Annotated in this window: 20 protein-coding genes and 1 tRNA gene; 2 read left to right on the top strand and 19 right to left on the bottom strand. The window is 70.9% G+C overall.

The window, feature by feature from the left end; genetic code table 11:
- Nucleotides 1–122: 122 nt before the first annotated feature.
- From JEQ17_RS28915 to JEQ17_RS28905, 3 genes are all read right to left on the bottom strand, one after another.
- Entirely contained in the window at nt 123–764 is a 642-nt protein-coding gene (locus tag JEQ17_RS28915; RefSeq protein WP_200397890.1) for an IclR family transcriptional regulator, read from the bottom strand.
- 453 nt (nt 765–1,217) lie between these two features.
- Nucleotides 1,218–3,017: a DEAD/DEAH box helicase gene (locus tag JEQ17_RS28910; protein ID WP_200397889.1), complete on the bottom strand. Its 1,800-nt coding sequence runs from the start codon at nt 3,015–3,017 to the stop codon at nt 1,218–1,220.
- Between the two features lie 149 nt (nt 3,018–3,166).
- On the bottom strand, nt 3,167–4,645 hold the full coding sequence (locus JEQ17_RS28905) for an MFS transporter (RefSeq protein ID WP_200397888.1): 1,479 nt from the start codon (nt 4,643–4,645) through the stop codon (nt 3,167–3,169).
- Between the two features lie 241 nt (nt 4,646–4,886).
- Here JEQ17_RS28905 and JEQ17_RS28900 point away from each other — a divergent pair.
- Nucleotides 4,887–4,958: transfer RNA gene (locus tag JEQ17_RS28900), tRNA-Cys, on the top strand.
- A gap of 108 nt (nt 4,959–5,066) precedes the next feature.
- On the opposite strand, the gene JEQ17_RS28895 is transcribed toward JEQ17_RS28900, so the two are convergent.
- The 11 genes from JEQ17_RS28895 to JEQ17_RS28850 all read right to left on the bottom strand — a co-directional run bounded on the left by JEQ17_RS28895 (nt 5,067) and on the right by JEQ17_RS28850 (nt 17,868).
- A complete protein-coding gene (locus JEQ17_RS28895) occupies nt 5,067–6,239 on the bottom strand; it encodes an SUKH-4 family immunity protein (protein ID WP_200397887.1) in 1,173 nt (390 codons plus the stop codon).
- A gap of 292 nt (nt 6,240–6,531) precedes the next feature.
- On the bottom strand, nt 6,532–6,654 hold the full coding sequence (locus JEQ17_RS50530) for a hypothetical protein (protein WP_267924800.1): 123 nt from the start codon (nt 6,652–6,654) through the stop codon (nt 6,532–6,534).
- Nucleotides 6,651–8,960, bottom strand: coding sequence for a xanthine dehydrogenase family protein molybdopterin-binding subunit (locus JEQ17_RS28890; protein WP_200397886.1), 2,310 nt, complete (start codon nt 8,958–8,960; stop codon nt 6,651–6,653). The genes JEQ17_RS50530 and JEQ17_RS28890 overlap by 4 nt, the downstream gene beginning before the upstream one ends.
- On the bottom strand, nt 8,957–10,522 hold the full coding sequence (locus JEQ17_RS28885; protein ID WP_200397885.1) for a 2Fe-2S iron-sulfur cluster-binding protein: 1,566 nt from the start codon (nt 10,520–10,522) through the stop codon (nt 8,957–8,959). The genes JEQ17_RS28890 and JEQ17_RS28885 overlap by 4 nt, the downstream gene beginning before the upstream one ends.
- Nucleotides 10,519–11,412 (bottom strand): FAD binding domain-containing protein, encoded by an 894-nt coding sequence (locus tag JEQ17_RS28880; RefSeq protein ID WP_200397884.1) that lies wholly within the window; start codon nt 11,410–11,412, stop codon nt 10,519–10,521. The genes JEQ17_RS28885 and JEQ17_RS28880 overlap by 4 nt, the downstream gene beginning before the upstream one ends.
- A gap of 277 nt (nt 11,413–11,689) precedes the next feature.
- Nucleotides 11,690–13,345, bottom strand: a complete 1,656-nt coding sequence (locus JEQ17_RS28875; protein WP_200397883.1) for a beta-N-acetylhexosaminidase — start codon at nt 13,343–13,345, stop codon at nt 11,690–11,692.
- 3 nt (nt 13,346–13,348) lie between these two features.
- Nucleotides 13,349–14,215 (bottom strand): carbohydrate ABC transporter permease, encoded by an 867-nt coding sequence (locus tag JEQ17_RS28870; RefSeq protein WP_200397882.1) that lies wholly within the window; start codon nt 14,213–14,215, stop codon nt 13,349–13,351.
- Between the two features lie 14 nt (nt 14,216–14,229).
- On the bottom strand, nt 14,230–15,318 hold the full coding sequence (locus tag JEQ17_RS28865) for a carbohydrate ABC transporter permease (protein ID WP_407700090.1): 1,089 nt from the start codon (nt 15,316–15,318) through the stop codon (nt 14,230–14,232).
- Nucleotides 15,315–16,628 carry an extracellular solute-binding protein gene (locus tag JEQ17_RS28860; protein ID WP_200397881.1) on the bottom strand — a complete coding sequence of 438 codons (1,314 nt, stop codon included), beginning with the start codon at nt 16,626–16,628 and terminating at the stop codon, nt 15,315–15,317. The genes JEQ17_RS28865 and JEQ17_RS28860 overlap by 4 nt, the downstream gene beginning before the upstream one ends.
- Nucleotides 16,629–16,966: 338 nt before the next feature.
- Nucleotides 16,967–17,266: a DUF3039 domain-containing protein gene (locus JEQ17_RS28855; RefSeq protein ID WP_143632673.1), complete on the bottom strand. Its 300-nt coding sequence runs from the start codon at nt 17,264–17,266 to the stop codon at nt 16,967–16,969.
- 29 nt (nt 17,267–17,295) lie between these two features.
- The gene (locus JEQ17_RS28850; protein ID WP_055614623.1) at nt 17,296–17,868 is read right to left on the bottom strand and encodes a YqgE/AlgH family protein; all 573 of its coding nucleotides are present in this window, start codon (nt 17,866–17,868) and stop codon (nt 17,296–17,298) included.
- A 251-nt stretch (nt 17,869–18,119) separates the two neighbouring features.
- Between JEQ17_RS28850 and murA the strand changes: the two genes are divergently transcribed.
- Nucleotides 18,120–19,466: a UDP-N-acetylglucosamine 1-carboxyvinyltransferase gene (gene murA / locus JEQ17_RS28845; RefSeq protein ID WP_055614624.1), complete on the top strand. Its 1,347-nt coding sequence runs from the start codon at nt 18,120–18,122 to the stop codon at nt 19,464–19,466.
- A gap of 196 nt (nt 19,467–19,662) precedes the next feature.
- On the opposite strand, the gene JEQ17_RS28840 is transcribed toward murA, so the two are convergent.
- The 5 genes from JEQ17_RS28840 to JEQ17_RS28820 form a co-directional block, all read right to left on the bottom strand.
- Entirely contained in the window at nt 19,663–19,944 is a 282-nt protein-coding gene (locus JEQ17_RS28840) for an HU family DNA-binding protein (RefSeq protein WP_007382399.1), read from the bottom strand.
- A gap of 613 nt (nt 19,945–20,557) precedes the next feature.
- Complete coding sequence (locus JEQ17_RS28835) at nt 20,558–21,973, bottom strand: NAD-dependent malic enzyme (RefSeq protein WP_200397880.1); 1,416 nt, start codon at nt 21,971–21,973, stop codon at nt 20,558–20,560.
- 416 nt (nt 21,974–22,389) lie between these two features.
- Entirely contained in the window at nt 22,390–24,843 is a 2,454-nt protein-coding gene (locus JEQ17_RS28830; protein ID WP_200397879.1) for a HelD family protein, read from the bottom strand.
- A gap of 82 nt (nt 24,844–24,925) precedes the next feature.
- On the bottom strand, nt 24,926–25,696 hold the full coding sequence (locus tag JEQ17_RS28825) for a zf-HC2 domain-containing protein (protein WP_200397878.1): 771 nt from the start codon (nt 25,694–25,696) through the stop codon (nt 24,926–24,928).
- Nucleotides 25,697–25,734: 38 nt separating this feature from the next.
- Entirely contained in the window at nt 25,735–26,256 is a 522-nt protein-coding gene (locus JEQ17_RS28820; RefSeq protein ID WP_010039908.1) for a sigma-70 family RNA polymerase sigma factor, read from the bottom strand.
- Nucleotides 26,257–26,321 lie beyond the last annotated feature (65 nt).

Below are 26,321 nucleotides of genomic sequence, written 5' to 3'. Positions count from 1 at the left end.
ACTGCGCAATCTTTTAGGGGCGCGGGGAACTGCGCGACCAGCCCCCACCCACCCGCAGCCGACGCACAACCTCCCCACGACACCCACGGCGCCCACAACCCCGAGCACCCCCTGAACCAAGTTCAACGCAACGCCTCAGCAACTTCCTTGGCCGCGTCAACGACACGCGGCCCCACCCGCTCGGGCACGGCATCCGCAAGCATGACCACCCCCACACTCCCCTCCACCCCGGTGACCCCGAGCAGCGGCGCAGCCGCCCCACTGGCACCCGCCTCCAACTCCCCGTGAGTGAGGGTGTACCCCGGCTCCTCCGCGGAAGCGGCCCGCGCGGCGAGAATCGCCTTGCCTGCGGCCCCCCGGTCGAGCGGATGACGGAACCCGGCGCGATAGGCCACGTGGTAGTCGGTCCACGTCGGCTCGACCACGGCGACGGCGAGCGCCTCCGCACCGTCGACCAGCGTGAGATGGGCGGTCGCCCCTATGTCCTCGGCCAGCGAGCGCAACGCGGGCAGCGCGGCCTCGCGGACCAGCGGATGCACCTGCCGCCCGAGCCGCAGCACACCGAGCCCGACCCGGGCACGGCCGCCCAGGTCACGACGTACGAGGGCGTGCTGTTCCAGCGTGGCGAGCAAGCGGTACACAACGGTCCGGTTGACTCCGAGTTTGTTGGACAGCTCGGTGACGGTCAGACCGTGGTCGGTGTCGGCGAGCAGTTTGAGGACACGGAGTCCCCGGTCGAGCGTCTGGGAGGTTTCCGCGGTCACGACGCCCACTCCTTAGTGGTGAGAGTCGACGGCCCCCTACGCGGCGGATGCGTCACCGGTCCCATCGGCGACGCGCGTCAGAGGCCGCCGGTTCGGCAGCGTCCCGGGCTCTCCCGGGCGGGCACCGGCTGCGCTCCGCGGCGGCGCTGCCACGGGGCGTGTGCGTAGCGGGACAGTAGCGAGCTGGTTCGCTCAGCGGAAGTCTCCGTCCAGAATCCGGGCGTTCGCAGGTACGGACCGGGTTCGGTTACCCGGAGTTAGGTTCACTTTCGCGGCGATATGTCCAGCGCACACCACTGGGCGTGCACGAGCCCTGCACAGAGCGCGCACACGCGTGAGCGCCGGTGTCATGACGACACCGGCGCTCGTTGGACGTACCCGGCTCACGTGGACGCACCCGGACTCGTGTGGACGCACCGAGGCGGGCCTGGACGCACCCGGGCGGGGGCGCGGTCACCGCATACGGGTGGCCCACTCCTGCACCTTGGCGATCCGCTGACGCAACTGCCCGGCCGTCGCCTCCGCACTCGGCGGCCCGCCGCACACCCGGCGCAGCTCGGTGTGGATCACACCGTGCGGCTTGCCGCTCTGATGGACGTACGCGCCGACCATCGTGTTGAGCTGCTTCCTGAGCTCAAGCATCTCCTTGTGGGAGACCACGGGCCGTCGCTCGGCGGGCAGTTCGAGAAGATCCGCCTCGTCGTCCGGCTTCTTGCGGCTGTGCGCGATCTGCCGGGCCTGCCGCTTCTGGAGCAGGAGTTGGACCTGGTCGGGCTCCAACAGCCCCGGAATCCCCAGGTAGTCCTGCTCCTCCGCGCTCCCCGGGTGGGCCTGCATACCGAACTCGGCGCCGTCGTAGAGCACCCGGTCGAAGACGGCCTCGGACTCAAGGGCCTCGAAGGAGAACTGCTCCTGCTCCCCGGTGTCCTCGTCCTCCTCCCGGTTCGCCTCCTCCATCTCCTTCTCGGATTCGGCGTACGGGTCCTCCTCGCCCTCCTTCTTGGGCTTGTCGAGGGCGTGGTCGCGCTCGACCTCCATCTCGTTGGCGAAGGTGAGGAGGTCGGGGACCGTCGGCAGGAAGACGGAGGCGGTCTCGCCGCGCCGCCTGGACCGTACGAAGCGGCCGACGGCCTGGGCGAAGAAGAGCGGCGTGGAGATGGTGGTCGCGTACACGCCCACCGCCAGCCGGGGCACGTCGACGCCCTCGGACACCATGCGGACGGCGACCATCCAGCGGTCGTCGCTGTGGCTGAACTCGTCGATGCGGTTGGACGCGCCCGTGTCGTCGGAGAGGACGAGGGTGGCCTTGCTGCCGGTGATGTCACGGATGAGCTTGGCGTAGGCGCGGGCGGATTCCTGGTCGGAGGCGATGACGAGGGCGCCGGCGTCCGGGATGCCCTTCCTGACCTCCGTGAGCCGCTGGTCGGCGGCGCGCAGCACGCTGGGCATCCACTCGCCGCGCGGGTCGAGGGCGGTGCGCCAGGCCTGCGAGACGGCGTCCTTGGTCATCGGCTCGCCGAGCCGGGCGGCGATCTCGTCCCCCGCCTTCGTACGCCACCGCATGTTGCCGCTGTAGGAGAGGAAGATGACGGGCCGCACGACGCCGTCGCCCAGCGCGCTGCCGTATCCGTAGGTGTAGTCGGCGGCGGACCGCCGGATCCCGTCGTTCCCCTCCTCGTACGTGACGAAGGGGATGGGGTTGGTGTCGGACCGGAAGGGCGTACCGGTGAGCGCGAGCCGGCGGGTGGCGGGCTCGAAGGCTTCGAGGCAGGCCTCGCCCCAGGACTTGCTGTCACCGGCGTGGTGGATCTCGTCGAGGATCACCAGGGTCTTGCGCTGCTCGACGCGGTTGCGGTGCAGCATGTGCCGCACACCGACACCGGCGTACGTGACCGCGACGCCCTGGTACTCCTTGCTGAGCGGCCCCGCGCTGTACTCGGGATCCAGCTTGATCCCTATCCGCGCGGCCGCCTCCGCCCACTGCTTCTTCAGATGCTCGGTCGGCGCGACCACGGTCACCTGTTGCACGACATGGTGGTGCAGCAGCCAGGAGGCGAGCGTCAGCGCGAAGGTCGTCTTGCCGGCTCCGGGTGTGGCGACGGCGAGAAAGTCACGCGGCTGCTCCTGGATGTACTTCTCCATGGCACCTTGCTGCCAGGCACGCAGCTTGCTGGCCGTGCCCCAAGGGGCACGCCCGGGAAACGCGGGTGACAGGTGATGCGAGGAGGTGGCACTGGCGGCGGTGGTAGTCACGGTCTCCGTGGGGTGGTTGGGCGGCTCGGCAACGGCTGCGTATGACAACCGGGCCACCCTACCGGCGCCCCGAGCGCGTCAACGCGCGGACGACGCGGGGTCACCCTTGGATGGGACTCACGTCACAGCAAGCGCTGCCGGATCGGGCGTCACCGGGACTCCGTCCGCAGCCGTGTGGTCACCCAGGCTCCCACCAACGCCACCCCGGCCATCGGCAGGAACACCGCGGCGAAGGCGGCCGGATGGCCGCCTGAGGCGTCGGTGGCGGCATGGGTGACCGTGCCGCCCCCCAGGGCCGCGAAGGCCGCGCCGCCCGCGGCGAGGAGGAGGACGTTCGAGAGGCCGTCGGATATCTGGAGGGCGGCGGAGTTGGTGCCGGCCTCCTCCGGGGCGGAGAGATGGAGGAGAAGCACACTGGTGGAGGAGATCACCAGGCCCATGCCGAAGCACCCGAAGGCCCAGGCCACCGCGACCGTCCACACCGGCACCCCGTCGATCAGCACGCTCGGCGCGGCGGCGATGGCGGCGGCGGTCATGACCATGCCCAGCATCATCAGCCGGTCCCGGTACGGTTCCACGCGCGCCCTGGACTGCACGAAGGAACCCAGCGCCCAGGTGCCCCCGCCCGCCGCCAGTGAGAATCCGGCCAGCGTCGGCGACAGCCCCCGCTCGGTGACCAGCATCAGCGGCACGAAGGACTCGGCCGCGATGAAGGACCCGGCGGCTATCCCGCGCAGCAGCACGACGGACGGCAGCCCGCGCGCCGCCAGATAGGTCCCTCTGGGCAGCAGCCCGAGCACGGCCGGGATCAGCAGGGCGACTCCCGCCGCGGCCGGGATCACCGACAGCCACCGCAGGTCCTGCGCCCCGTACTGCAACAGCCCGGCGCCCAGCGAGATGCCCAGCGCCAGCCGGATACGCCGCCGGTCGAAGGGCGCGGCCACGGCGCCCTCGGCCGGGCCGGACGCCCGTCGCCGTATCTGCGGCAGCGCGAACGCCAGCGGCAGGAGGACGAGGACCGGTATCCCGACGAACACCCAGCGCCACCCGAGATGTTCGGTCACCGCGCCCGAGGCGAGCGGTCCGACCACGGACGGGATCACCCAGCTCGCCGCGAACGCCGCCATGATCGACGGCCGCAACCGCTCCGGATAGGCCCGCCCCACGACCACGTACAGCGCGACGATCACCAGCCCGCCGCCGAGCCCCTGCACGGCCCGCCCGAGGATGAACAGCCACATCGCCCCGGCCGTCCCCGACAGCAGCAGCCCCGCCGCGAACGCCCCGATCCCCGCCGTCAGCGACCCCAGCGGGCCCGCGCGGTCCGACCACTGCCCGGCCAGCACCATCCCGAACAGGCTCGTCGTGAAGTACCCGGAGAACGCGAACGCGTACAACGAGACCCCGCCCAGCTCCCGCGCCGCCACCGGCATGGCCGTCCCGACCGCCGTAGCCTCGAAGGCGATCAGCAGCACGACGGACACGATCCCGATACTGAGCGCCCGATGATCCCGCCCGAGGACACCTTCACGGGCGTCGGCCTCGGTCGCCGGGATCTGTACGCTCGGGGATGCCAGGTCGGCAGGGGTCTCAGCGACGCCGGTGTCGCTCGGTTCCAGGGTGGTCATGCCCGCCAGAGTAAGGGGCACGACTGACATTGACCCCTGTCGAGAGACGGGACCTCCCCCGAGACCTTGGTCGTAGGACCACCCTCCCCCGTCCCCTCCCCGCCCCCTTTCATGAACGCCGTGTGGCAGTCCCATTGCAGCCCAGCCCCGTCCCTTGAGCCCCTGCCGACAGCGCCCTACGGTCGACACAACGAGTCCGGAACACCGGGTGACCGAACACCGGAACCCCGGACTCAAGCTTGGCCGTGTGCCCGAGTGGCTTAGGGACTCGCCTGCAAAGCGAGGCACGTGGGTTCAATTCCCGCCACGGCCTCTGTTCGGTGTCGGGGTCGGCCGCTGTCAGGCGGTCGGCCCCGACGCGTGTGTGGCGGCCGTGCGGAACTGGTTCAGGCCGCGGCACGCCCCCGTGCACGGGACGGGCTCACAGCACCCCGCCCGCCTCGTCCTGGAACAGTTCCGTCCAGTAGTGCCAGTCCGCCTGGGAGGCGGAGCCCGTGGGGTCGACCGTCGAGAGGGTCTGCGTCATCGTCGTGGCCAGCTGGTCGTAGGCCTCCGTGGTCAGTTCGTGGGACAGGGTGCCGTCGATGGCCTTCTCGCGGTGGAGCAGCCAGAGGGTGAAGGCCAGGGTGGAGACGTCCGTGTTGAGGGCGTGCAGGGTGGCCTCGGGCTCGCTCCAGTTGAGGACCGCGCCCGTCGAGCCGTCGACGACCAGGCTGTTGTCCTCGATGAGGTGGCCCAGGCGTATCAAGTGGTCGGAACCTGCCGGGAGTTCGGCTGCGGTGTACTCGCCCGGGCGCTCGTCCTCGTAGTACTCGGCGAGGGTCGGCAGCGGCACGTCCGTGTCCAGCTGGAAGAGGAAGCCGTCCTCCGGCAGTCCCGTGTCGCGCAGGAAGCGGCGGGTCGGCTCGTGCGCCAGCGCCGCCGGGAAGTCGACGTCCTCGAAGCGCACGACCCGGCCCTGGCCGAACTCCTGGTCCAGCAGCCGGTCCGGCAGGTCCAGGGCCAGGGTCTCGTCGGCGGGCGGGCCCGCGACCAGGGCCAGCGGGCGGATCAGCGCCGCCATCCGCCAGAACGGCGGGACCTCGCCGCCGGTGCCCTCCTCGAACACCGCGAGCAGTTGCCGTGACATCGCGGCCACTGCCTTCGGCCCGAACCGGCCCTCGTAGGAGGCGAATTGGCCGCGTCTGGCCGCCATCTCCTCCGTCGCCGCCACGAACTCCGTCAGCGCCTGGAGCGAGGGGGCGAGCGGGCGACGGTCCATCAGGTCGGGGCGGTCGTGGAAGAAGTACGTGGTGGAGACCTCGCCCGTCGCTCCGTCGAGCAGCACCGACTCCGTCTCGGCGTCGGCGGGGCCACGCAGCGCGCCTATCACCAACAGATCCCGCAGGTCGTCCGCGAGCAGGTCCGGGTCGCCTGTCGAGTCCGCCACCGTCCGGGGGCCGTCCGTGCGCAGTGCCTCGAAGGTCAGCAGGCCGCCGTCGCCCGGCAGTCCGGGGCCCGCCAGCCAGCGCCGCGTCGCCGCGTGCGTGACATACGGGTCCAGTTCGTCCTCGGTCAGGGTGATCGTCCTGGTGCCGGCGTCCGTCGTGCTCATCGTTCCCCCGCGCATGGTTGTTCACAGTCCCCCGGCAGGACCGGACCGGGCGGCACACTCAGGGAAAACCACGGAAAACCACGCACGGAACCTGTGGACAGACTCACGGAAAACGCATGGAGAATCCGTGGAGGATGCCCCGCCGCCCAGCGGTCCTCCCCACTGCCCAGAACATTACGCGGCACCACTGACAACGCCCCGGCACCGCCGTGACCAGCGGATTCCCGACAACGCTCGGCCGGGTCCGGACCTCAACCGACCTCAGCCCGGCCCCAACCGACCTCAGCCGGCCTCAACCGAAGTACACGCCGCCCGCGACGACCACGACCGCCGCCAGCACGAACACCAGCAGCCACAGCATCAGTTTCCCGACACTCGGCCCCGGTTCGTAGCGCGGCGGCTCGGGAGGGGTCACTGCGTCGCCGTCACCACGGCCGCCTGCGGCCTTATCGGCAGCCGGTTCACCGGACGCCCCGTGGCCGCCCGTACCGCGGAGGCGACCGCGGCCGGGGAGGTGACCACCGGCACCGCGCTGACGGCCTTCGCGCCGAAGGGCGCGACCACGTCACGCTCCTCGACGAGCTTGACGATGCGGATGTCGGGGGTGTCGAGGGCGGTCGGCAGCGAGTACCCCGTGAGGTCGGGGTGGCGCACCAGCCCGCGCGCGGTGCGCAGGTTCTCCGTGAGGGCGACACCGATGCCCTGGGTGACTCCGGCCTCGATCCGGGAGGCGAGCTGCGCGGGGTTCAGCACCCGTCCCACGTCCTGGGCGAGCGCCATCTCCACGACCCGCACCGAACCCAGCTCGATGTCGACGTCGACGACCGCGCGGACCGCGCAGAAGGCGAGCCCCACGAAGGCGTCGCCCTGGCCGGTGCCGTCGAGCGGCTCGGTGGGGTGCGGGCGGCACTGCGCGGTGGCCCACAGCTCCTTGCCGTCCATCGCCTCCGTGACGGTCGTCGACAGCACACCGTCGTACGAGGTGATCTTGCCGTCGGTGATCTGGAGGAGCTCGGTGGACATCCCGAACTTGTGGGCCAGGGGCTGCAGCAGCTGCGTACGGACCATCTTGGCGGCCCGTTCGACGGCGCCGCCGGACACCCAGGTGTGGCGGCCGCGGCAGCTGGGCCCGGCGGGGGGCTGATCGGTGTCCACGGAGGCGACGTGCACCTCTTCGATGCCGAGCGTCTCCTGGACGATCTGCCGGGCCAGTGTGGTGAAGCCCTGGCCGGTCTCCACGGCCGCGCAGAGCACGGTGGCGATGCCGTCGTGGACCTTCACGGTGGCGGTCGAGACCTCGTCGGCGCCCTCGGCGCCGAGCATGTGGACCATGCCCAGGGCGTAGCCGACGCCACGCCGTACGGCACCGGGTTCGCCGGCGCCCTCGGGTCCGCCGGGCAGCAGCCACTCGTCCTCGGGCGTGTCCTTCGGGAGGGCGGGCAGCGGGAAGTCCTGGACGGCCTGCAGCAGTTCGGCGACCGGGGCGGGGCACGTCACGGTCTGGCCGGTGGGGAGCACGTCCCCCGTGGCCATCGCGTTGCTCAGGCGCAGTTCGGCCGGGTCGACGCCCAGCTTCTTCGCCAGCTTGTCCATCTGGGCCTCGTAGGCGGCGCACACCTGCATGGCGCCCTCGCCGCGTACGTGTCCGGAGGGCGGGTTGTTGGTGCGTACGGCCCAGCCCTCGATGAAGGCGTTCGGGACGACGTACGGGCCGCAGGCGAAGGAGACGGCGGCTGCGAGGGCCTCGGACGACGTGTCGGCGTACGCGCCCGCGTCGAGCAGGATCTGCGCCTCGACCTTGACCAGCTTGCCCTCGGCGTCGGCGTGGTGCCGGTAGCGCAGGAGCGTGGGATGGCGGTGGGCGTGGCCCAGGAAGGACTCTTCGCGTGTCGCGGTGAGTTTGACCGGACATCCGGTCTTCATGGCGAGCAGTCCGAGGGCGAGCTGGAAGCTCTGGTCCTCGCGGTCGGCGGTGGCGCCGGGCACGCCCGTGACGACGACCTTCACGCGCTCGGGTTCCAGGCCGTAGCAGGCGGCGGCCGTGTCGCGGTCGGCGTGCGGGTCGGTGGACGCCACGTAGAGCTCGACCCCGCCGTCGGGGCGGGGCACGGCGAGGCCGGCCTCCGCGCCGATCGGGGCCGGGTCCTGGCGGCCGATGCGGTACAGGCCCTCGACGACGATCTCACCGGCCGCGTCCGGGTCGCCGTGGCGCAGCGGGATGTGGCGGATCAGGTTGCCGTCGGGGTGCAGGGGCTCGGCCTCGAAGGCCTGCTCCGGGTCGGTCACCGGGTCGAGTGCCTCGTACTCGACGATGACGGCGGCCGCGGCCATGCGGGCGGTGTCGGGGTGGTCGGCGGCGACGGCCGCGATGGGCTCCCCGTGGTGGCGTACGACCTCGGAGGCGAACACCGGGCGGTCGGCCCGGCCGCGGCCGTGCAGGGCGGTGCCGGGCACGTCCTCGTGGGTGATGACGGCCCGTACTCCGGGCATCTCGCGCGCGTGGGTGGTGTCGATGGACAGGATGCGCGCGTGCGGGTGCGGTGATCTGAGGACGGCGGCCCACAGGAGGCCCTCGGCCCACAGGTCGGCCGCGTACGGGAAGGTGCCCTCGGTCTTGGCGCGGGCCTCCGCGGACGGCAGGGACACGCCGAGGCCGTGGGGCAGCGGCTCCGGGGCGGTGCCGGGCTCCGCGGTGGTCGCGGTGGCGGTGTCGTTGCTCACGCCTGGCCTCCGTCCTGGCCGTACGGCTGCTGGTGCGGCTGTGGTGACTCGAACGCGGACGGGTTGACGCTTCCGGCGCCGGGGCCCGCCTGGTGCGGGATACGGGCATCCGCAGAGGGCGCGGCGTCCGGGGCGTTGTCGCCGGACGCGTGGGCCTCCCGCTCGGCGACGACGTCGCGTACGGCGTTCAGGACGCCGCGGTAGCCGGAGCAGCGGCAGAGGTTGCCGCACAGGGCCTGGCGCGTCTCCAGTTCGGTCGGCGCCGGGTTGCCCTCCAGGAGGTCGTGCACGGTCATCGCCATGCCCGGGACGCAGAATCCGCACTGCACGGCACCGCACTTGGCGAGCGCCCGCTGGACGTCGGAGGGCTGTCCGTCGGCGGCGAGTCCCTCGACGGTGCGCACCTCGCTCCCGGCGGCGGTCACGGCGGGCACCAGGCAGGACGCCACGAGCCTGCCGTCCACCTGCACGTTGCAGGCCCCGCACTCGCCCTGCGAGCAGCCGTCCTTGGCGCCCGCGAGACCGAGCCGCTCGCGCAGTACGTAGAGCAGCGATTCGCCGATCCAGGCGTCCGTCACGGGCCGTTCGACGCCGTTCACCCGCAGGACGTACGAGGCGAGGGGGTGGTCGTTGTGCGCGGGCGTACCCGGGGTGTCGTCGGCCGCGGGTCCCTCGGCGGCGTCGACAGGTGACTCGGTGGTCTCCTCCGGGGAGTGCGCCCCGGGCTCGGAGGCCGGTTCGTCGGACCGTTCCGGGGAGCCGTGACCGGCCGGTGCCTCACCCGGCTCGTCGCGCATCGTACCTTCGCGCATCGATTCTTCGCGGTCCACGGAGACGGCGATCTCGTCGGCGTGCTCTCCGGAGACGTCGATGATCTCGGCGGCCTCGATCTCCGCGGCGCTGGGCCCGACGCCGCCGTGCTCGGCGTGGGCCGCGGCCTCCTCGGCGGGCGACTGCTGTTCGGGAGCCGGCTGCTGGGCCCAGGGCTCGTTGGCCCAGGGCGCCGCCGCTCCGCCCGGCAGGGTGGCCGGAGGCGTGCCGCCCCACTGCTCGACCAGGGCCGACGTCGTGAACTCGCCGGACTCGTCGGGCAGATCACCGTCGGCGACGGGAATGGACCACTGTCCGGTCACGTCCTGGCCGGGCGCGCCCTGGTCCCCGTGACCGCCCTGGCCGCCCTGTGCGGGCTCGTCGAAGGTCCACTGGCCGGTGGCCCCCGGGTTGTACGCGAAAGCGTCCTGGGTGCCCTGCCGGTGCTCCTCGGGCAGGGCGTTGGAGTCGGGCCACTGCACGGGCTGCGGCTGTCCGCCCTCGGGCGGCGCGGCCCAGGAGCCGGGCGCGGCCTGATTGGCGCCGTCCTCCGTGGCGGGCGAGGGCGCTATCGGCGGCGGTACGTAGCCGTGGCCGGGCGCGGCGAGCGGCGAGTCCGCCAGGAGTGCGTCGATGCCCCCTTCGGGGAGCTTGACGAAGGCCGTGGCGCCGTCGTCGTAGTCGCCCTGGGGCAGCGGATCCCAGCGGCTGCCCGACCGGGGGCCGCTCTCTCCGTGCTGGTCGTCGGTCACGAAAGTGCCCTCCCCAGTGCTCGTCGGGCCAGCGCGGCGACGGTGCGCCGCAGGTGCAGTACGGCGGGTGGCAGTTGCTGGGCGGAGCCGTCCTCGGCGGGCGCGGGGTCCGGGATGCAGGCCGCGGCGACGTACTCCCCGAAGGCGTGCAGCGCCTCGGGGACGATCGCGCGGTTGTTGTCCCAGTCGATCAGCGAGGCGACCCACTGCTCGGCGTCCAGGGGCCGCAACGGCATCGGCGCTATGGCGCCCACCGCGCACCGCACTCCGCGCCTGGCGGGGTCGAGGACGAGCGCGACGGACGCGATGGCGCGCCCGGGCCCGGTCCGTCCGGTCGCCTTCAGGAAGACCTGCGGGGCGTGCAGGAGCGGCACGCGCACGTACCCGATGAGTTCGCCGCCGCGGAGCATCTCCATGCCCGCGAGCAGGTGGGAGACGGGGATCTCGCGGCGGGCGCCGCCGGGGCCCGCGATGATGAGCGTCGCCTCCAGTGCGGCGAGCACGGGAAGCGCGTCCCCCGTGGGGGACGCCGAGGCGATGTTGCCGCCGAGGGTGCCCGCGTTGCGGATCTGCGGCGGTCCCGCGGCTCTGGCGGCGGCCGCGAGGGCGGGGATGAGTGCGGCGAAGTCGGGGCGTCCCATGCGGGCGTGGGTGAGGCCCGCGCCGAGGAGCGCGTGGCCGTCCTGGTACTGCCAGCCGCGGATCTCGCTGATCCGGCCGAGGCCGACGAGTGCGGCGGGCCGCAGTTGCCCGGAGTTGACGGAGGCCATGAGGTCGGTGCCGCCGGCCACGGGAACGGCCGCGGGCATGGCTGCGAGAGCCGCCACGGCCTCGTCCAGCGAGGCGGGCAGCGTCACGGCCTGCGCCGCCTGCGGTGCGTGCGTGGTCAAACCGGCTGCCCCTTCCCGCTGCCCCACCTGGTCCCACCTGTGTTGCCGTACGGTACGTGCTGACAGGGCGGACGTGGCAACTCTGGCACATCTTCCCCGCCCCTCGACGCGGGGGTCCGCTAGGAGGCATTCCTACCGCCACCAGCGGATGGTCCGTTTTCGCACCACATCGCCCGTCAGCGCGAATTGGCAGCCTTCGATGGCCCTTGGGGGCCTTTCTCCTTGAGGGTCACCGTCCCAGGGCAACGGCTTCGGACGACACCCCTTGGGAGGCACCTCACACGTTCGGGGGCGCTCCCTCGATCGGGCGTCCGAGCACTCCTGGACGCTGCTGCCACGGCAACGGCCCGGCGGGGGGCCGGTAGGAGACCCCGAGGGCGTCAAGTCGCCCGTAGTGGGCGGCCATCCGCCGCTCGAAGTCGGCGAAGTCGCGCTCCGCGGGGTCGGGCAGTGCGCTCCAGGCGACCTCGGCGAAGGCCGCGAGCCGGGGGAACGCCTGGTAGTCGACGCGTGTGCGGTCCTCCATGACCTCGGTCCACAGGTTGGCCTGGGTGCCCAGGACGTGCCGCGCCTGATCGGAGGTCAACTCCGGTGGAACGGGCTCGAAGCGGTAGACGTCCTCAAGGGTGCGTACGAACCCGATCGGCACCGGCTCGTCGGGACCGTCGTGCTGACGGTGGTCCAAGTAGACCTGCTGCTCGGGGCACATGACGACGTCGTGGCCCGCCCGCGCGGCGGTGATGCCGCCCCGGTAGCCGCGCCACGAGGACACTGCGGCGCCCGGGGCGAGGCCGCCCTCCAGGATCTCGTCCCAGCCGATCAGCCGGCGCCCGCGCGCGGCCAGCCAGTTGTCGAAGTGCCGGATGAACCACGACTGGAGTTCGTCCACGTCCGCGAGACCGAGGTCCACGATCCGCGTCTTCGCGGTCGGCGACGCCTCCCACTGGTCCTTGGCGCACTCGTCGCCGCCGACGTGGACGAACTCCGAGAAGGCGACCGCGTCCGCGGGGAACAGACCGAGGACTTCCTCGAAGACGCCCTCGTAGAAGCGAAGGACGTTGTCAGTGGGGGCGAGTACGTTTTTCGAGACGCCCCAGGTGTCCCAGACGGAGAGGGAGGTCGTGTCGATGACGTCGGTGTTGCCCAGTTCCGGATATGCGGCGATGGCGGCCTGCGAGTGCCCCGGGATGTCGATTTCGGGGACGACGGCGATATGCCGCTCGGTGGCGTACGCGACGATCTCGCGGATGTCGTCCTGGGTGTAGAAGCCCCCGTGCGGCTTGTCCTCCCAGAGGGGCGAGGCGCGATGGCCGAATTTGGTGCGCGCCCGCCACGATCCGGTCTCCGTGAGCTTCGGGTACCGCTTGATCTCGATACGCCAGCCCTGGTCGTCGGTGAGGTGGAAGTGGAAGACGTTCAGCTTGTGCGCCGCCATCAGGTCGAGATAGCGCAGGACACCGTCCTTGGGCATGAAGTGCCGTGAGACGTCGAGCATGAGGCCGCGCCAGGCGAATCGCGGGGCGTCCTGGATCTCGGTTTCCGGCAACTGCCAGCCGGTGCGCCTCAGAGGGGCGCGCCGGAAGGCGTCGGGGCCCAGCAGTTGCCGTAGCGTCTGGGCGCCCCAGAACACCCCGGCCGGGCCGCCTCCGGCGACGAGGGCCCGCCGGTCGCGGACCGTGATCCGGTAGCCCTCGGGCGGCAGTTGCGGGTCGAGGCGCAGTTCGACGGAGTTCTCCGCCGCGCCTCCGGGCGGCCCGGGTTCGCCTTCGCGCAGGGGAAGCCCCGTGGCGGCGACGAGCACCGCGCGCAGCCAGCGTGCCGTGCCGTCGGTCTCGGGCCCCGCCGTGAGGGTCGTCTCCTCGTCGAGCGGGAAGACACCGTCGCCCCAGGTCGACGTGGTCCGCGGCCCGGGAATCAGTTCCGTGGTGGTCATGTCTCAGTCCTTCACCGCGCCGCCCAGTCCGGAGACCAGCCGTCGCTGTACGAGTACGAAGAAGATCAGTACCGGAATGGTCATCACCGTGGACGCGGCCATCACACCGCCCCAGTCGGGGTCGTCGGGCTTGTAGAAGACAAGGAGGGCCATCGGCAGAGTGGACTGCGAAGTGTCGCTGATGATGAAGGACTTGGCGAAGAGGAAGTCGTTCCACGCGGAGATGAACGAGAACACGCTGGTGGCGACGAGCCCGGGAAAGACCAGCGGGAAAAGGATCTGCCACAGGAACCGCGTCCTGCTCGCCCCGTCGATGTAGGCGGCCTCCTCCAGCGCCTCCGGGACGGCCTTCACAAAGCCGCGCAGCATCCAGATCGCGAAGGGCAGCGAGAAGGCGATGTGCGGCAGGATCAGCGCGCCCAGCGTGTTGAGCTGACCGAGGTCCCGCATCTGGAAGAAGAGGGGGATCGTCAGGGCCTCGACGGGCACCATCTGCGCGATCAGGAACATGATGAGCAGGGTGGTGCGGAAACGGAAGCGGAATCGGGTCACGGCGGTCGCCGCGAGAAACGCGATGAGCGCCGAGACGGCGACCACGGTGACCGCCACGACGAGGCTGTTGAGGAAGTACCGGCCGAATTCCTGCTGCCCGAAGACGCGTCGGAAGGAATCGACCGTCGGGTCCAGCGTCCAGGGCCGCGGCTCGGTCGACTCGATCTCCCCGGCGGGCTTGAAGGCGCTGAGCACCATCCAGTAGAGGGGGAATGCGACGACCGCCGCGATCAGCAGTGCGGACGCCTCGGCGGCCAGCCGCCACGGCCGCTGTACGGAACGGCGTGCGAAATCACGTACAAAGCCTTCTGTTTTCACGGGACTTGCGGAACTCACAGCTCCTCCCCCTGCCTTCTGATCAGCCTCAGATATACGAGCGTGACGGCGAGCAGAATCAGCAGCATCACCACTCCGATCGCCGAGCCGAGGCTGTACTGGGAGGACGCGAAGGCCTTCTGGTAGGCGTACACGTTCAGTACGAGGTTCTGGCCTGCGATGCCGCCGCCGCCCGTCATGACGTAGATCTGCGTGAAGACCTTGAAGTCCCAGATGACCGACTGGATGGTGACGACCACGAGGATCGGCCGGAGCATCGGGGCGAGCACCGAGCGCCAGATCCGCCACTGGGAGGCGCCGTCCAGGGACGCGGCCTCCAGCACTTCGGCCGGTACGGCGCGGATGCCCGCGTACACCGTGACCATCACGAACGGGAAGGAGCACCAGACCACTTCGAGCAGGACGAGGGCGAAGGCGCTGTAGCGGCCGTACGTCCAGGAGTGGTCGCCGAGCCCGAGGATCCGGTTGACCGGACCGAAGTCGGGGTCGAAGAGGAGCAGCCACACCGTCGACCCGGTCACCGCGGGTGTCGCCCACGCGCCGAGCGCGGCCAGCATCAGCGCGAGCCGCGGCACGGCACGGACACGTGTCAGGAGGACGGCGAGCGCGCAGCCCACCGCGAGCGTCGACACCACACACGCGCCGGCGAACAGCACGGTGGCCAGCAGGACCTGCCAGAACTGCGGGTCCCCGAAGAGCGTCGTGTAGTTCCCGAACCCCTGGAAGGTCGCCGGCTCCCCGCCGCTGACCTGTGCCTGTGTGTACTCCAGGAACGAGATCAGCCCGAGCTGGTAGACGGGGTAGACGAGCAGCCCGCCGATGACGACGAGCGCGGGGGCGAGGTAGAGCCAGGGAGTCCATCCGCCGCGCGCGAGCGGGGACCTGCGGCCCCCGCCGCCGCGGCGGCCCGGGCGGGCCGCCGCGGTCACGGGTGCGGGCGAGGCACCCTTCGCCGGACCTGACCCCGCGCCCCGACGGGCCGCGGGCAAGGCCGCGGCCCCGGGCTCCGCCCCGTCCGGCCCGTCCTCGCGCGAGGGCGATTGGGCGGACGGGCCCGGCAGCGGACGGTTCGTCATCCGGCTCACCCCGCGGAGCTGAACGCGGCGTTCATCTTCTTCGCCGCGTCCTTCGAGGCCGCGTCCACGCTCTTACGCCCGCTGACGACCTCCTGGAACATCGTGGGCAGTACGAGGGACGCGTCGATCTGGGACCAGGCCGGCGAGGCCGGGACGAACTTGGCGCCCGCGCCGAGGGTCTTCACGAAGGGCGCGACGAACGGCTCGCGCTTGGCGACGTCCTGGCGCACGTCCGTGAACGTCGGCAGGAAGCCCATCGCGTCGAAGAGCTTGTCCTGCGACTTCTTCGAGGCGAGCTGCTCCATCAGGTCGACGGCGAGCGTGCGGTGCGAGGTGCTGTTCAGCACACCGAGGTTGTTGCCGCCCGCGAACGCGGGAGCGATCTCACCGGACTTCACGCCGGGCAGCGGCACGACCGCGTACTTGCCCTTGACCTTCCCGGCCTCGATCGCCGCGTGGCTGAAGTCGCCGCCGATCGCCATGCCCGCCTTGCCCGAGGCGAACGCGGTGACGGTGTCGTTGCCGCCCATGCCCGCGCACTTGGCGGCCGGACAGTTGTCGTCACCGAACAGCGAGGTGTACGCCTTGATGCCCTTCTGGGCGTCCGCGCCGTCGATCGTCGAGGCGTACGAGCCGCCCTTGCCCTCGGCGATCTCGCCGCCGTTGGACCAGATGAACGGCATCGCGCCGTACGTGTAGGCGCCGCCGACCGCGAGCCCGTACAGGTCCGGCTTCGCCTGTCGGATCGCCTTGGCGGTGCTGATCAACTCGGCCTGGGTCTTGGGTACTTCGAGGCCCAGCTCCTCGAACACGTCCGTGCGGTAGTAGAGGGCGCGGACGCCGACGAAGTAGGGGGCGCCGTAGATCTTGCCGTCGACCGTGACGGACTGCTTGGCGGTCGGGTCGGTGTCCTTGGACTCGTTCCAGTCCGTGAACTCCTTGGTGACGTCGGCGAGTCCGCCGTCCTTGACGTAACCGGCCGTGTCCGTGTTCCCGTACTCGATGATGTCCGGCGCGCTCTTGGGGTCGTTGAAAGCGGCCTTGATCTTCTCGGCGCGGGTCTCGACGGGGATGTACTGGACGTCGACCTTCGTGCCCTTGTGGGCCTTCTCGAAGGCGGCGACGACACCGTCGACGACCTTCTCCTTCGGTGCGGTGTCGACCTCCTGGAAGAGCCACACCCGCAGGGTGCCGCTCTTCTCGTCCTTGCCCCCGGAGTTGTCGGAGGACTCGGGGGCGCAGGCGGTGGCCGTGAGCCCGGCGACGACGAGCGCCGCTATCGGGGCGGCCGTTCGGGCGATGAGTTTCGAGAGCTTCACGAGGCGTCCTCCGGGGGAGCGCGTTGCAGCACGTGCAATGGTGGTTTTGCGCTGCACAACACGTCGGAGGCTATGGAGTACATGAACACGGCCACAAGAGGTCTCAACCACTCTGTGACCACTCGAAGCACTCCGTGCAACGAGTGGCTCGTACACGGGCAGTGCAAAGGCCCCGGAAGCGCCCAAAGAACGCATCCGGGGCCCACACTCACGGCAACGCCGTCCGCCCACCGGGAAGTTGGACCACGACAAGGCACCGCGCGGCGCTTCGCCCGGCGCCACTGCGCCCGGCGGCACCCCGCACCGGGCGGGAGGTCACCGGAGGCGCGCCGGGGGCGTCACTTCTTGTCGCCGCCGCCCTTGCCCTCGTCGCCGCCGGCGCCCATGGACTCGTAGATCTCCTTGCACATGGGGCACACGGGGTACTTCTTCGGGTCGCGGCCCGGCACCCACACCTTGCCGCAGAGCGCCACGACGGGCGTGCCGTCCAGCGCGCTCGCCATGATCTTGTCCTTCTGGACGTAGTGGGCGAAGCGCTCGTGGTCCCCGTCGCCGTGCGACGTCTGCGGCGTCGGCTCTACGAGGGTCCCCGTCCCAGTGCCTCGCTGGGGCTGGGTCTCAGGCTCAAGAGTGCTCATAGACGCAAGAGTACTGAAGCCGGGAGGCATCAGTTGAGCGAAGGGTCGTCCGGGTAGGTGGCCACCATCGCCAGCTCGTTGCGCTGGCGGCGCAGCACCTCGCGCCACAGCCGTTCCGGAGAGGGCGAGGAGACGTCTCCTGGCTCCGACTCCACCACGTACCAGGCGCCCTCGCCGAGCTCGTCCTCCAGCTGTCCGGGGCCCCAGCCCGCGTATCCGGCGAAGATCCGGAGCGAGCCGAGGGCCGAGGCCAGCAGCTCCGGCGGGGCCTCCAGATCCACGAGCCCGATCGCCCCGTGCACCCGGCGCCAGCCCAGCGGAGCGCGCTCCCCCGACGCGCCCCCCGGGATCACCGCCACCCCGAGCGCGGAGTCGAGCGAGACCGGGCCGCCCTGGAAGACCACGCCTGGCTCGCCCGCGAGATCCGCCCAGCCCGAGAGGATGTCGCTCACATCCACCGGTGTGGGGCGGTTGAGGACGACACCCAAGGAGCCCTCCTCGTCGTGGTCGAGGAGCAGCACCACCGCACGGTCGAAGTTCGGGTCCGCCAGGGCGGGCGTGGCCACGAGCAGCCGCCCTGTGAGCGAGGACACCTCGGTCATGCGAGACATGATCCCGCATCTTCCCCGTGCGGGGGGAGGCAATACCCGTACCCGGGTGAATGCAGCTCAGGGCGTACAGATGCAGGTGGAGCGCACGCCCCCGCCGGTGACCCCGTGTGTCCGTTTAGGAGCGGTTCGTGTTGTGGCAAAGCTATGACGTCCCTGGGGCGCCCTTGGGCTTACTGAAGGGGGGTAGGCGGCCATTACGCTTGCTTCTTCGCCCCTGCCCAACCAACCGGAACGCGAGATACATGACCGTCAACGGCTCAGACGACGTACTCCTTGTCCACGGCGGAACCCCGCTGGAGGGCGAGATCCGTGTCCGCGGTGCGAAGAACCTCGTACCGAAGGCCATGGTCGCCGCGCTGCTCGGTAGTGCTCCGAGTCGACTGCGCAACGTCCCCGACATCCGTGACGTACGGGTCGTACGCGGGCTGCTGCAGCTGCACGGTGTGACGGTCCGTCCGGGCGAGGAGCCGGGCGAGCTCGTCATGGACCCGTCGCACGTGGAGAGCGCGAACGTCGCGGACATCGACGCGCACGCGGGCTCGTCGCGTATCCCGATCCTCCTCTGCGGTCCGCTCCTGCACCGCCTCGGGCACGCGTTCATCCCGGGGCTGGGCGGCTGCGACATCGGCGGCCGGCCGATCGACTTCCACTTCGAGGTGCTGCGCCAGTTCGGCGCGACGATCGAGAAGCGCGCGGACGGCCAGTATCTGGAGGCTCCGCAGCGGCTGCGCGGCACGAAGATCACGCTGCCGTACCCGTCGGTGGGCGCGACCGAGCAGGTGCTGCTGACGGCCGTCCTCGCGGAGGGCGTGACGGAGCTGTCGAACGCGGCCGTGGAGCCGGAGATCGAGGACCTGATCTGCGTTCTGCAGAAAATGGGCGCGATCATCGCGATGGACACCGACCGCACCATCCGTGTCACCGGTGTCGACAAGCTCGGCGGCTACACCCATGCGGCCCTGCCGGACCGCCTGGAGGCCGCCTCGTGGGCTTCCGCGGCCCTGGCGACCGAAGGCAACATCTACGTCCGCGGCGCCCAGCAGCGCTCGATGATGACGTTCCTGAACACCTACCGGAAGGTGGGCGGTGCCTTCGAGATCGACGACGAGGGCATCCGCTTCTGGCACCCGGGCGGCCAGCTGAAGTCCATCGCACTGGAGACGGACGTCCACCCGGGCTTCCAGACGGACTGGCAGCAGCCGCTCGTCGTCGCCCTCACGCAGGCGACCGGCCTCTCCATCGTCCACGAGACGGTGTACGAGTCCCGCCTCGGCTTCACCTCCGCGCTCAACCAGATGGGCGCGCACATCCAGCTCTACCGCGAGTGCCTCGGCGGCTCGCACTGCCGCTTCGGCCAGCGCAACTTCCTCCACTCGGCGGTCGTGTCGGGCCCCACGAAGCTCCAGGGCGCCGACCTGGTCATCCCGGACCTCCGCGGCGGCTTCTCGTACCTCATCGCCGCGCTGGCGGCCCAGGGCACGTCCCGCGTCCACGGCATCGACCTGATCAACCGCGGCTACGAGAACTTCATGGAGAAGCTCGTGGAACTGGGCGCGAAGGTCGAGCTGCCGGGCAAGGCGCTCGGCTAGCGGGACTCCGCCCGGCCGGCGCCACTCGGCCCGGCCGGGCACTGTCCAGCCCGGCCGGCGTTCGAGGCCATTGGTGAGCGCGACAGCGATGGGGCGGCACCCGGATCCCGGGTGCCGCCCCATCGCACTTCCTACTACTGCCTACCTAGCTGCCACTACCTGCCGAACACCGTCCCGCGAGGTGTAGACGGCAAGGTCACTTGCCCTTGGCGGCTTCCTTGAGCTTGCTGCCCGCGGAGACCTTGACGCTGTAGCCGGCGGGGATCTGGATCGGGTCGCCGGTCTGCGGGTTCCGCGCGGTGCGAGCGGCACGGTGGGTGCGCTCGAAGGTCAGGAAGCCGGGGATGGTGACCTTCTCGTCGCCCTTGGCGACGATCTCACCGACGGTCTCGGCAAAGGCGGCCAGAACGGCGTCGGCGTCCTTGCGGGTCACCTCGGCACGGTCGGCCAGCGCGGCCACCAGCTCACTGCGGTTCATGTTGTTACTCCCGTGTTCTTCTTGCCGTTGAGGCGTGCCACGCGGCGGAGCCGCATATTGGGCACGTCGAAGCCGATGCTGCCAGGTTCCTCGTCGGTCCCCGGACCCGGGTCCGTGGCCGGACCCTCGCGCCCGAAGACGCATCCTGCCCCCACCTGCGGCGGGAAAGCCAATCCGGCACCCCTGGGAGTCACACGAAAAGCGCCACGGCCTCGAATTGGTGACGCTCCGTCGGTTCCCGGCAGCGGACCGCAGGGCCTGAAAGGCCTGGTGGGCCGTCAGGGACTGAGCCATGGCCGCCACCCTAGAGGCGGCCTGTCGCCCCACGTCCGGCGACGCGCCGGTACGGGGGCCGGGTGGCAACCGTCACAGTCGCCACCTGGCGGGGAATTTCCCCGCCCCCGCCTCCCCTACCCAGTCCCGTGCATTTCAGGGGCTCCGCCCCCGAACCCCCGCGCCTCAATCGCCGGAGGGGCTGAAATGCCCGGGGTTTCGAGAGACCTCGGGGCCGAGATACCCAGGCGCGCGGGGAACTGCGCGGCCGGCTACAGCGGACCCGCACCCGTCACCACGAACCTGCCACCCCCGGCCCCAGAAGGGGCGGTACGACCGCTCAGGCCGTCGCGCCCGCCGCCTTCGCCGCGGTGCGGACCGCGCCGGCGACCGCGCCCGCGACCTTGTCGTTGAAGACGCTGGGGATGATGTAGTTCGGGTTGAGCTCGTCCTCGGTCACCACGTCCGCCAGGGCGGTTGCGGCCGCAAGCATCATCTCCGTGTTGACCGTGCGGGACTGGGCGTCCAGCAGACCGCGGAAGACACCCGGGAAGACCAGCACGTTGTTGATCTGGTTCGGGAAGTCGGAGCGGCCGGTGGCCACGACGGCCGCGGTCTGGCGGGCGATCGCCGGGTCGACCTCGGGGTCGGGGTTCGCGAGCGCGAACACGATGGCGCCCTCGGCCATGGCGGCCACGTCGTCGCCGTCCAGCACGTTCGGGGCCGAGACACCGATGAAGACGTCCGAGCCGCGCACGGCCTCCTTGAGCGTCCCCGTGACCCCTTCGGGGTTGGTGTTGTCGGCGATCCACCGCAGCGGCGAGTCGGCGGCGGCCTTCACCAGGTCCTCACGGCCCGCGTGCACGACACCGTGGATGTCGGCGACGACGGCGTGCTTGACGCCGGCGGCGAGCAGCAGCTTCAGGATGGCCGTACCGGCCGCGCCCGCGCCGGACATGACGACCCGGATGTCACCGATCGCCTTGCCCGCCACGCGCAGCGCGTTCGTGAGGGCCGCGAGCACGACGATCGCCGTGCCGTGCTGGTCGTCGTGGAAAACGGGGATGTCGAGGGCCTCACGGAGGCGGGCCTCGATCTCGAAGCAGCGCGGGGCCGAGATGTCCTCGAGGTTGATGCCCGCGAAGCCCGGGGCGATCGCCTTGACGATCGCGACGATCTCGTCGGTGTCCTGGGTGTCCAGGCACAGCGGCCAGGCGTCGATGTCGGCGAAGCGCTTGAAGAGGGCCGCCTTGCCCTCCATGACCGGCATGGCGGCCATCGGGCCGATGTTGCCCAGGCCCAGCACCGCCGAGCCGTCCGTCACGACCGCGACGGTGTTGCGCTTGATGGTCAGACGGCGGGCGTCCTCGGGGTTCTCGGCGATCGCCATGCACACGCGGGCCACGCCCGGGGTGTAGATCATCGAGAGGTCGTCACGGTTGCGGATCGGGTGCTTGGACTGCATCTCGATCTTGCCGCCGAGGTGCATCAGGAACGTACGGTCGGACACCTTGCCGAGCGTGACGTCCTCGATGCCGCGCAGCTGCTCGACGATCTCGTCCGCGTGCGCCGTGGACGACGCCGCGATGGTGACGTCGATCCGGAGCTTCTCGTGGCCGGAGGCCGTCACGTCGAGGCCGGTCACCGAGCCTCCGTGGGACTCCACGGCCGTGGTGATCTGGGAGACCGCGGTTCCGCTCGCGGGCACCTCCAACCGGACCGTAATCGAGTAGGAGACGCTGGGCGCCGTTGCCATGGCCGACTTCCTCTGCTTTCACCGGGTACTGCGAGCGCTACTGGTTCGCGGGTTTGCCGTCCGATCGTCGCACCTACCGCGGAGTACGTGGTAGCCGCCCCGGATTGCGAACGTTTTGTTCTCAATCAAAGAGAGGCCCCTGTCACTGGGTGACAGGGACCTCTCTTCCGCTCACGACATGTCGAGCGGAACTCGTTCAATGACACCGACCCGCCATGCTCGCCTCGCGGCAAGTGGTCGCTCGTAGCGACGAAGGTTGGGCCCGGGGGCTTGGATCGGGCCGGTGCCACACCAACCGTAACAAACGATCCCCGTAAGGCAATTCCCGTACCGGAGGTTCACGGAGAAGGTTCTTCCGGCGAGGTCCGGTCCGGCCCGCTGGGCGGGCCGGAACCGGGCCGCGAGCCGGGGCCCGGTCAGTCCCGCAGCAGGTCCGGCACCCCGTTCGCGTCCGGTTCGTCGCGGTCGGCCGAGACGACGGTGAGCTGCTGGGTGGCCCGTGTCAGCGCCACGTACAGCACACGCAGCCCGGCCGGCGACTCGTCGGCGATCTCCGCCGGGGAGACGACCACCGTGGCGTCGTACTCCAGGCCCTTCGCCTCCAGGCTGCCGAGCGCCACCACGCGGTCGCCGAGCCCCGCGAGCCAGCGCGCGGCCTCGGCGCGGCGGTTCATGGCGACGACGACACCGACCGTGCCGTCGACCTGGTCGAGCAGCCGCGCCGCCTCCTCCCGCACGGTCTTGGCCAGGGAGTCCCGTACGACCGCGTACCGCGGCCGTACGCCCGTGGAGCGCACCGCGGACGGGGAGGTCGAGCCGGGCATGGCCAGGGCCAGGACCTTGGCGGCGAGCTCGGCGATCTCGGCCGGGTTCCGGTAGTTCACGGTGAGCGTGAAGCGGCGGCGCGGGCGGGTGCCGAGGGCCTCGTCACGGGCCTCGGCGGCCTCGTCCGGGTCCGACCACGAGGACTGGGCGGGGTCGCCGACCACCGTCCACGTGGCGTGCCGGCCCCGGCGGCCGATCATGCGCCACTGCATGGGCGTGAGGTCCTGCGCCTCGTCGACGATGACGTGCGCGTACTCCGTACGCTCCTGGGCCAGCCGCTCGGCCCGCTCGCGCTGCGACTCCTCGCGTACGGGCATGAGCTCCTCCAGGCCCGTCAGCTGGTCGAGCGGGTCGAGGTCCCGCTTCTTGCGGGGGCGGGCCGGCGTGCCGAGGATCGCCTGGAGCTCGTCGAGCATGGCCACGTCGTGCACGGAGAGGCCGTCCCGCTTGAGGGAGCGGGCGACCCGCCGTACCTCACCGGGGTTGAGGATCCGCCGTGCCCAGCGGCCGAGCCGTTTCTCGTCGGCCATCGCCTCCAGAACGGCACTCGGTGCCAGCTCGGGCCACCAGGCGTCGACGAACGCGATGAAGCTGTCCTCGGAGCTGACGTCCTCGTCGAACGAGGAGCGCAGCTCGGCCGCCAGCTCGGGGTCCGTGTGCCGGGTCCCGGCGCCGGACCGCGACCAGAGGGCGTCGAGCAGCAGCTTGCGGGCGCGCGGGCGCAGCAGGTTCACGGGGGCGGTCCCCGAGAGCGCGTTCTGGCGGATCCGGTCCAGCTCGGGCGCCTCCAGCTCCAGCCGGCGCCCGAAGGCGACGACGCGGAGACGGGTGGTGGATACGGCGGAGGGAGCCTGCGATTCGTCGTCGGAGTCGTCGGCGTCGGCGAAGCCGTCCTCCGGGTCGCCGAACGCGAGCTGACCGGCCTGACCGTTGTGGCCGTTGCGGCTGGCCTGCCCGTTCCGCCTGCCGCGCGCGGGCCCCTGGCCGGGTCCGCCCGGCGCCTCCAGTGCCCCTCGCGCCGCCTTCCGCAGCACCTTGAGCATCCTGTACGAGCCCTTGGCGCGGGCCACCGCCGGGGAGTCGTACAGCGTGGCCTCGGCGCCGTCGACCAGGGAGCCGACCGCGCGGATGGCGACCTGGCCCTCCTCGCCGAGCGACGGCAGGACGCCCTCGGTGTACGCGACCAGCAGGGGCGTGGGCGAGACGATCAGGATGCCGCCCGCGTACCGCCTGCGGTCCTGGTAGAGCAGGTAGGCGGCCCGGTGCAGGGCGACCGCCGTCTTGCCGGTGCCCGGCCCGCCCTCCACGTACGTGACGGAGGCGGCGGGTGCCCGGATGACCAGGTCCTGCTCGGCCTGGATGGAGGCGACGATGTCCCGCATGGTGTGGCTGCGGGCCTGGCCGAGCGCGGCCATCAGCGCGCCGTCACCGATCACCGGCAGTTCGCGGCCGGAGAGGGAAGCTTTCAGCTCCGGGCGCATCAGGTCGTCCTCGACCCCGAGGACCCTGCGGCCCTTGGAGCGGATGACCCTGCGGCGTACCACCCGGCCGGGATCGACCGGTGTGGAGCGGTAGAACGGCGCGGCCGCCGGGGCCCGCCAGTCGATGACCAGCGGCGCGTAGTCCGAGTCCAGGACGCCGATACGGCCGATGTGGAGGGTCTCCGCGATCTCCGCGGTGTTGTCGGGCCGTACGGCGCCCTCGGCGGGTTCCACCGCCGTGTACGCGCCGTCCGGGCCCTTCTTGCCGTCCTTGCCGGCGAGGAGGTCGATCCTTCCGAAGAGGAAGTCCTCGAACTCGTTGTTCAGGCGGTTGAGGTGGATCCCCGCCCGGAACACCTGCGCGTCACGCTCCGCGAGTGCTCCGGGTGTACCGACCTGGCCGCGCTGGGCGGCGTCGTTCATCAGGAACTCCGCCTCGTGGATCTTTTCCTCGAGGCGCTGGTACACCCGGTCCAGGTGTTCCTGTTCGACGCCGATCTCGCGGTCGCGCACGGAGTCGCCCACCGGATCGAACGCCGTTTCCTGCTGAACCTGAGCGGCCACCGGGCCCCCTTCTGACGTGCATGGCAGCCGTCAACCGTACGCGAAGGGGAGCCCGTGAGGCTACGTTTCCGCTCTTGATCGCCTACACGTCGACCTCGACCAGCTTCTTGCCGGCGAAGGTCATGACCTCGAAGTGGTCGATGTCCTCGGGGTTCATGGCGACGCCACCGTGTACGTAGAGCGGGTTCTTGGCCTGCTCCGTCGTGGCGTTCTTGATGCCGTAGCCCCACTTCGGGACCGCCCAGGTGGTGGCCGTCTCCCGCTCACCGTTCTTGCCGACGGCGATGAGGGAGCACTTCTCCGGCCCCTTGACGTTCTTCAGCTCCAGGACCGAATGGGTGCCCCAGGCCTTGCCCTCCATGCCCACCACGGCGCTGACCTTGGTGGTCGGGTCCGTGGCCTCGACCTTGTCGGTCATGTGCGTGAAGGCGTCCTTGGCGGGACTGGCGGACTGCAGGGGCTTGGCCTCCTGGGCCGTGTCGCCGCCGGTGGCCGCGATCGCGACGATGGGGCCGCCGATGATCAGTGAGGCCGCGAGCCCGAAGAAGGCGCGACGGCTCCTCTTCGCCTTGACCCGACGCTCCACGACTTCGCCGACCAGCCGGTCCGCGAGCTGTGGGCTCGGGCGGGCGGAAAGCGACTCACCGATGGCAGGTGTGCCCTGGGCCGCCGGCAGATCCGCCAGGGCGGCGAGCATCGGCTCCATGCCGGCGAGTTCGTCGAGTTGCTGGCCGCACCACTCGCAGGTCGCGAGGTGCGCCTCGAAGGCGGTGGCTTCGGCGTCGTCGAGGATGCCGAGCGCATAGGCACCAACCGTCTCGTGCACATCGCCCTGCCCTTGCGAACTTTGCATGGGTCCAGGACTACCCGTTCCGTATCCCCCGTATGTGCTCATGCCGTCACCCCCCGCTCCTCCAGTGCGAGCTTCATCGAACGCAGGGCATAGAACACCCGTGAGCGCACCGTGCCGCTGGGTATCCCCAGGGTTTCGGCGGCCTCGTTTACGGTACGCCCCTTGAAGTACGTCTCGACCAGTACCTCCCGGTGGGCGGGGGTCAGGTCGTCGAGCGCGTCAGAGAGTGTCATCAGCCACAACGCCTTGTCGATCTCGTCCTCCGCGGGAATGACCTCCAGCGGCGACGGGTCCACCTCCTGCGGCCGGGCCTGCCGGCTGCGGTGCCCGTCGATGACGATGCGCCGAGCGACCGTCACCAGCCAGGGGCGTACCGAACCGGTAGCTCGGTTGAGCTGCCCGGCGTTCTTCCACGCACGGATGAGCGTCTCCTGTACGACGTCCTCCGCGCGCTGCCGGTCCCCGGCGACCAGCCGCAGCACATAGGCGAGCAGAGGCCCGGCGTGTTCACGGTAGAGCGCACGCATCAGCTCCTCGTCCGGCTCCGAGGGCTGGGACATACGATGTCGGGCCCTCGGCAATCGTTCATCGGCCACGGCGGAATCCTTGCGCACGCCTACCTCCG

This window comes from Streptomyces liliifuscus, assembly GCF_016598615.1.
Lineage (GTDB): Bacteria > Actinomycetota > Actinomycetes > Streptomycetales > Streptomycetaceae > Streptomyces > Streptomyces liliifuscus.
This window is presented reverse-complemented; position numbering and strand designations above follow the sequence as displayed.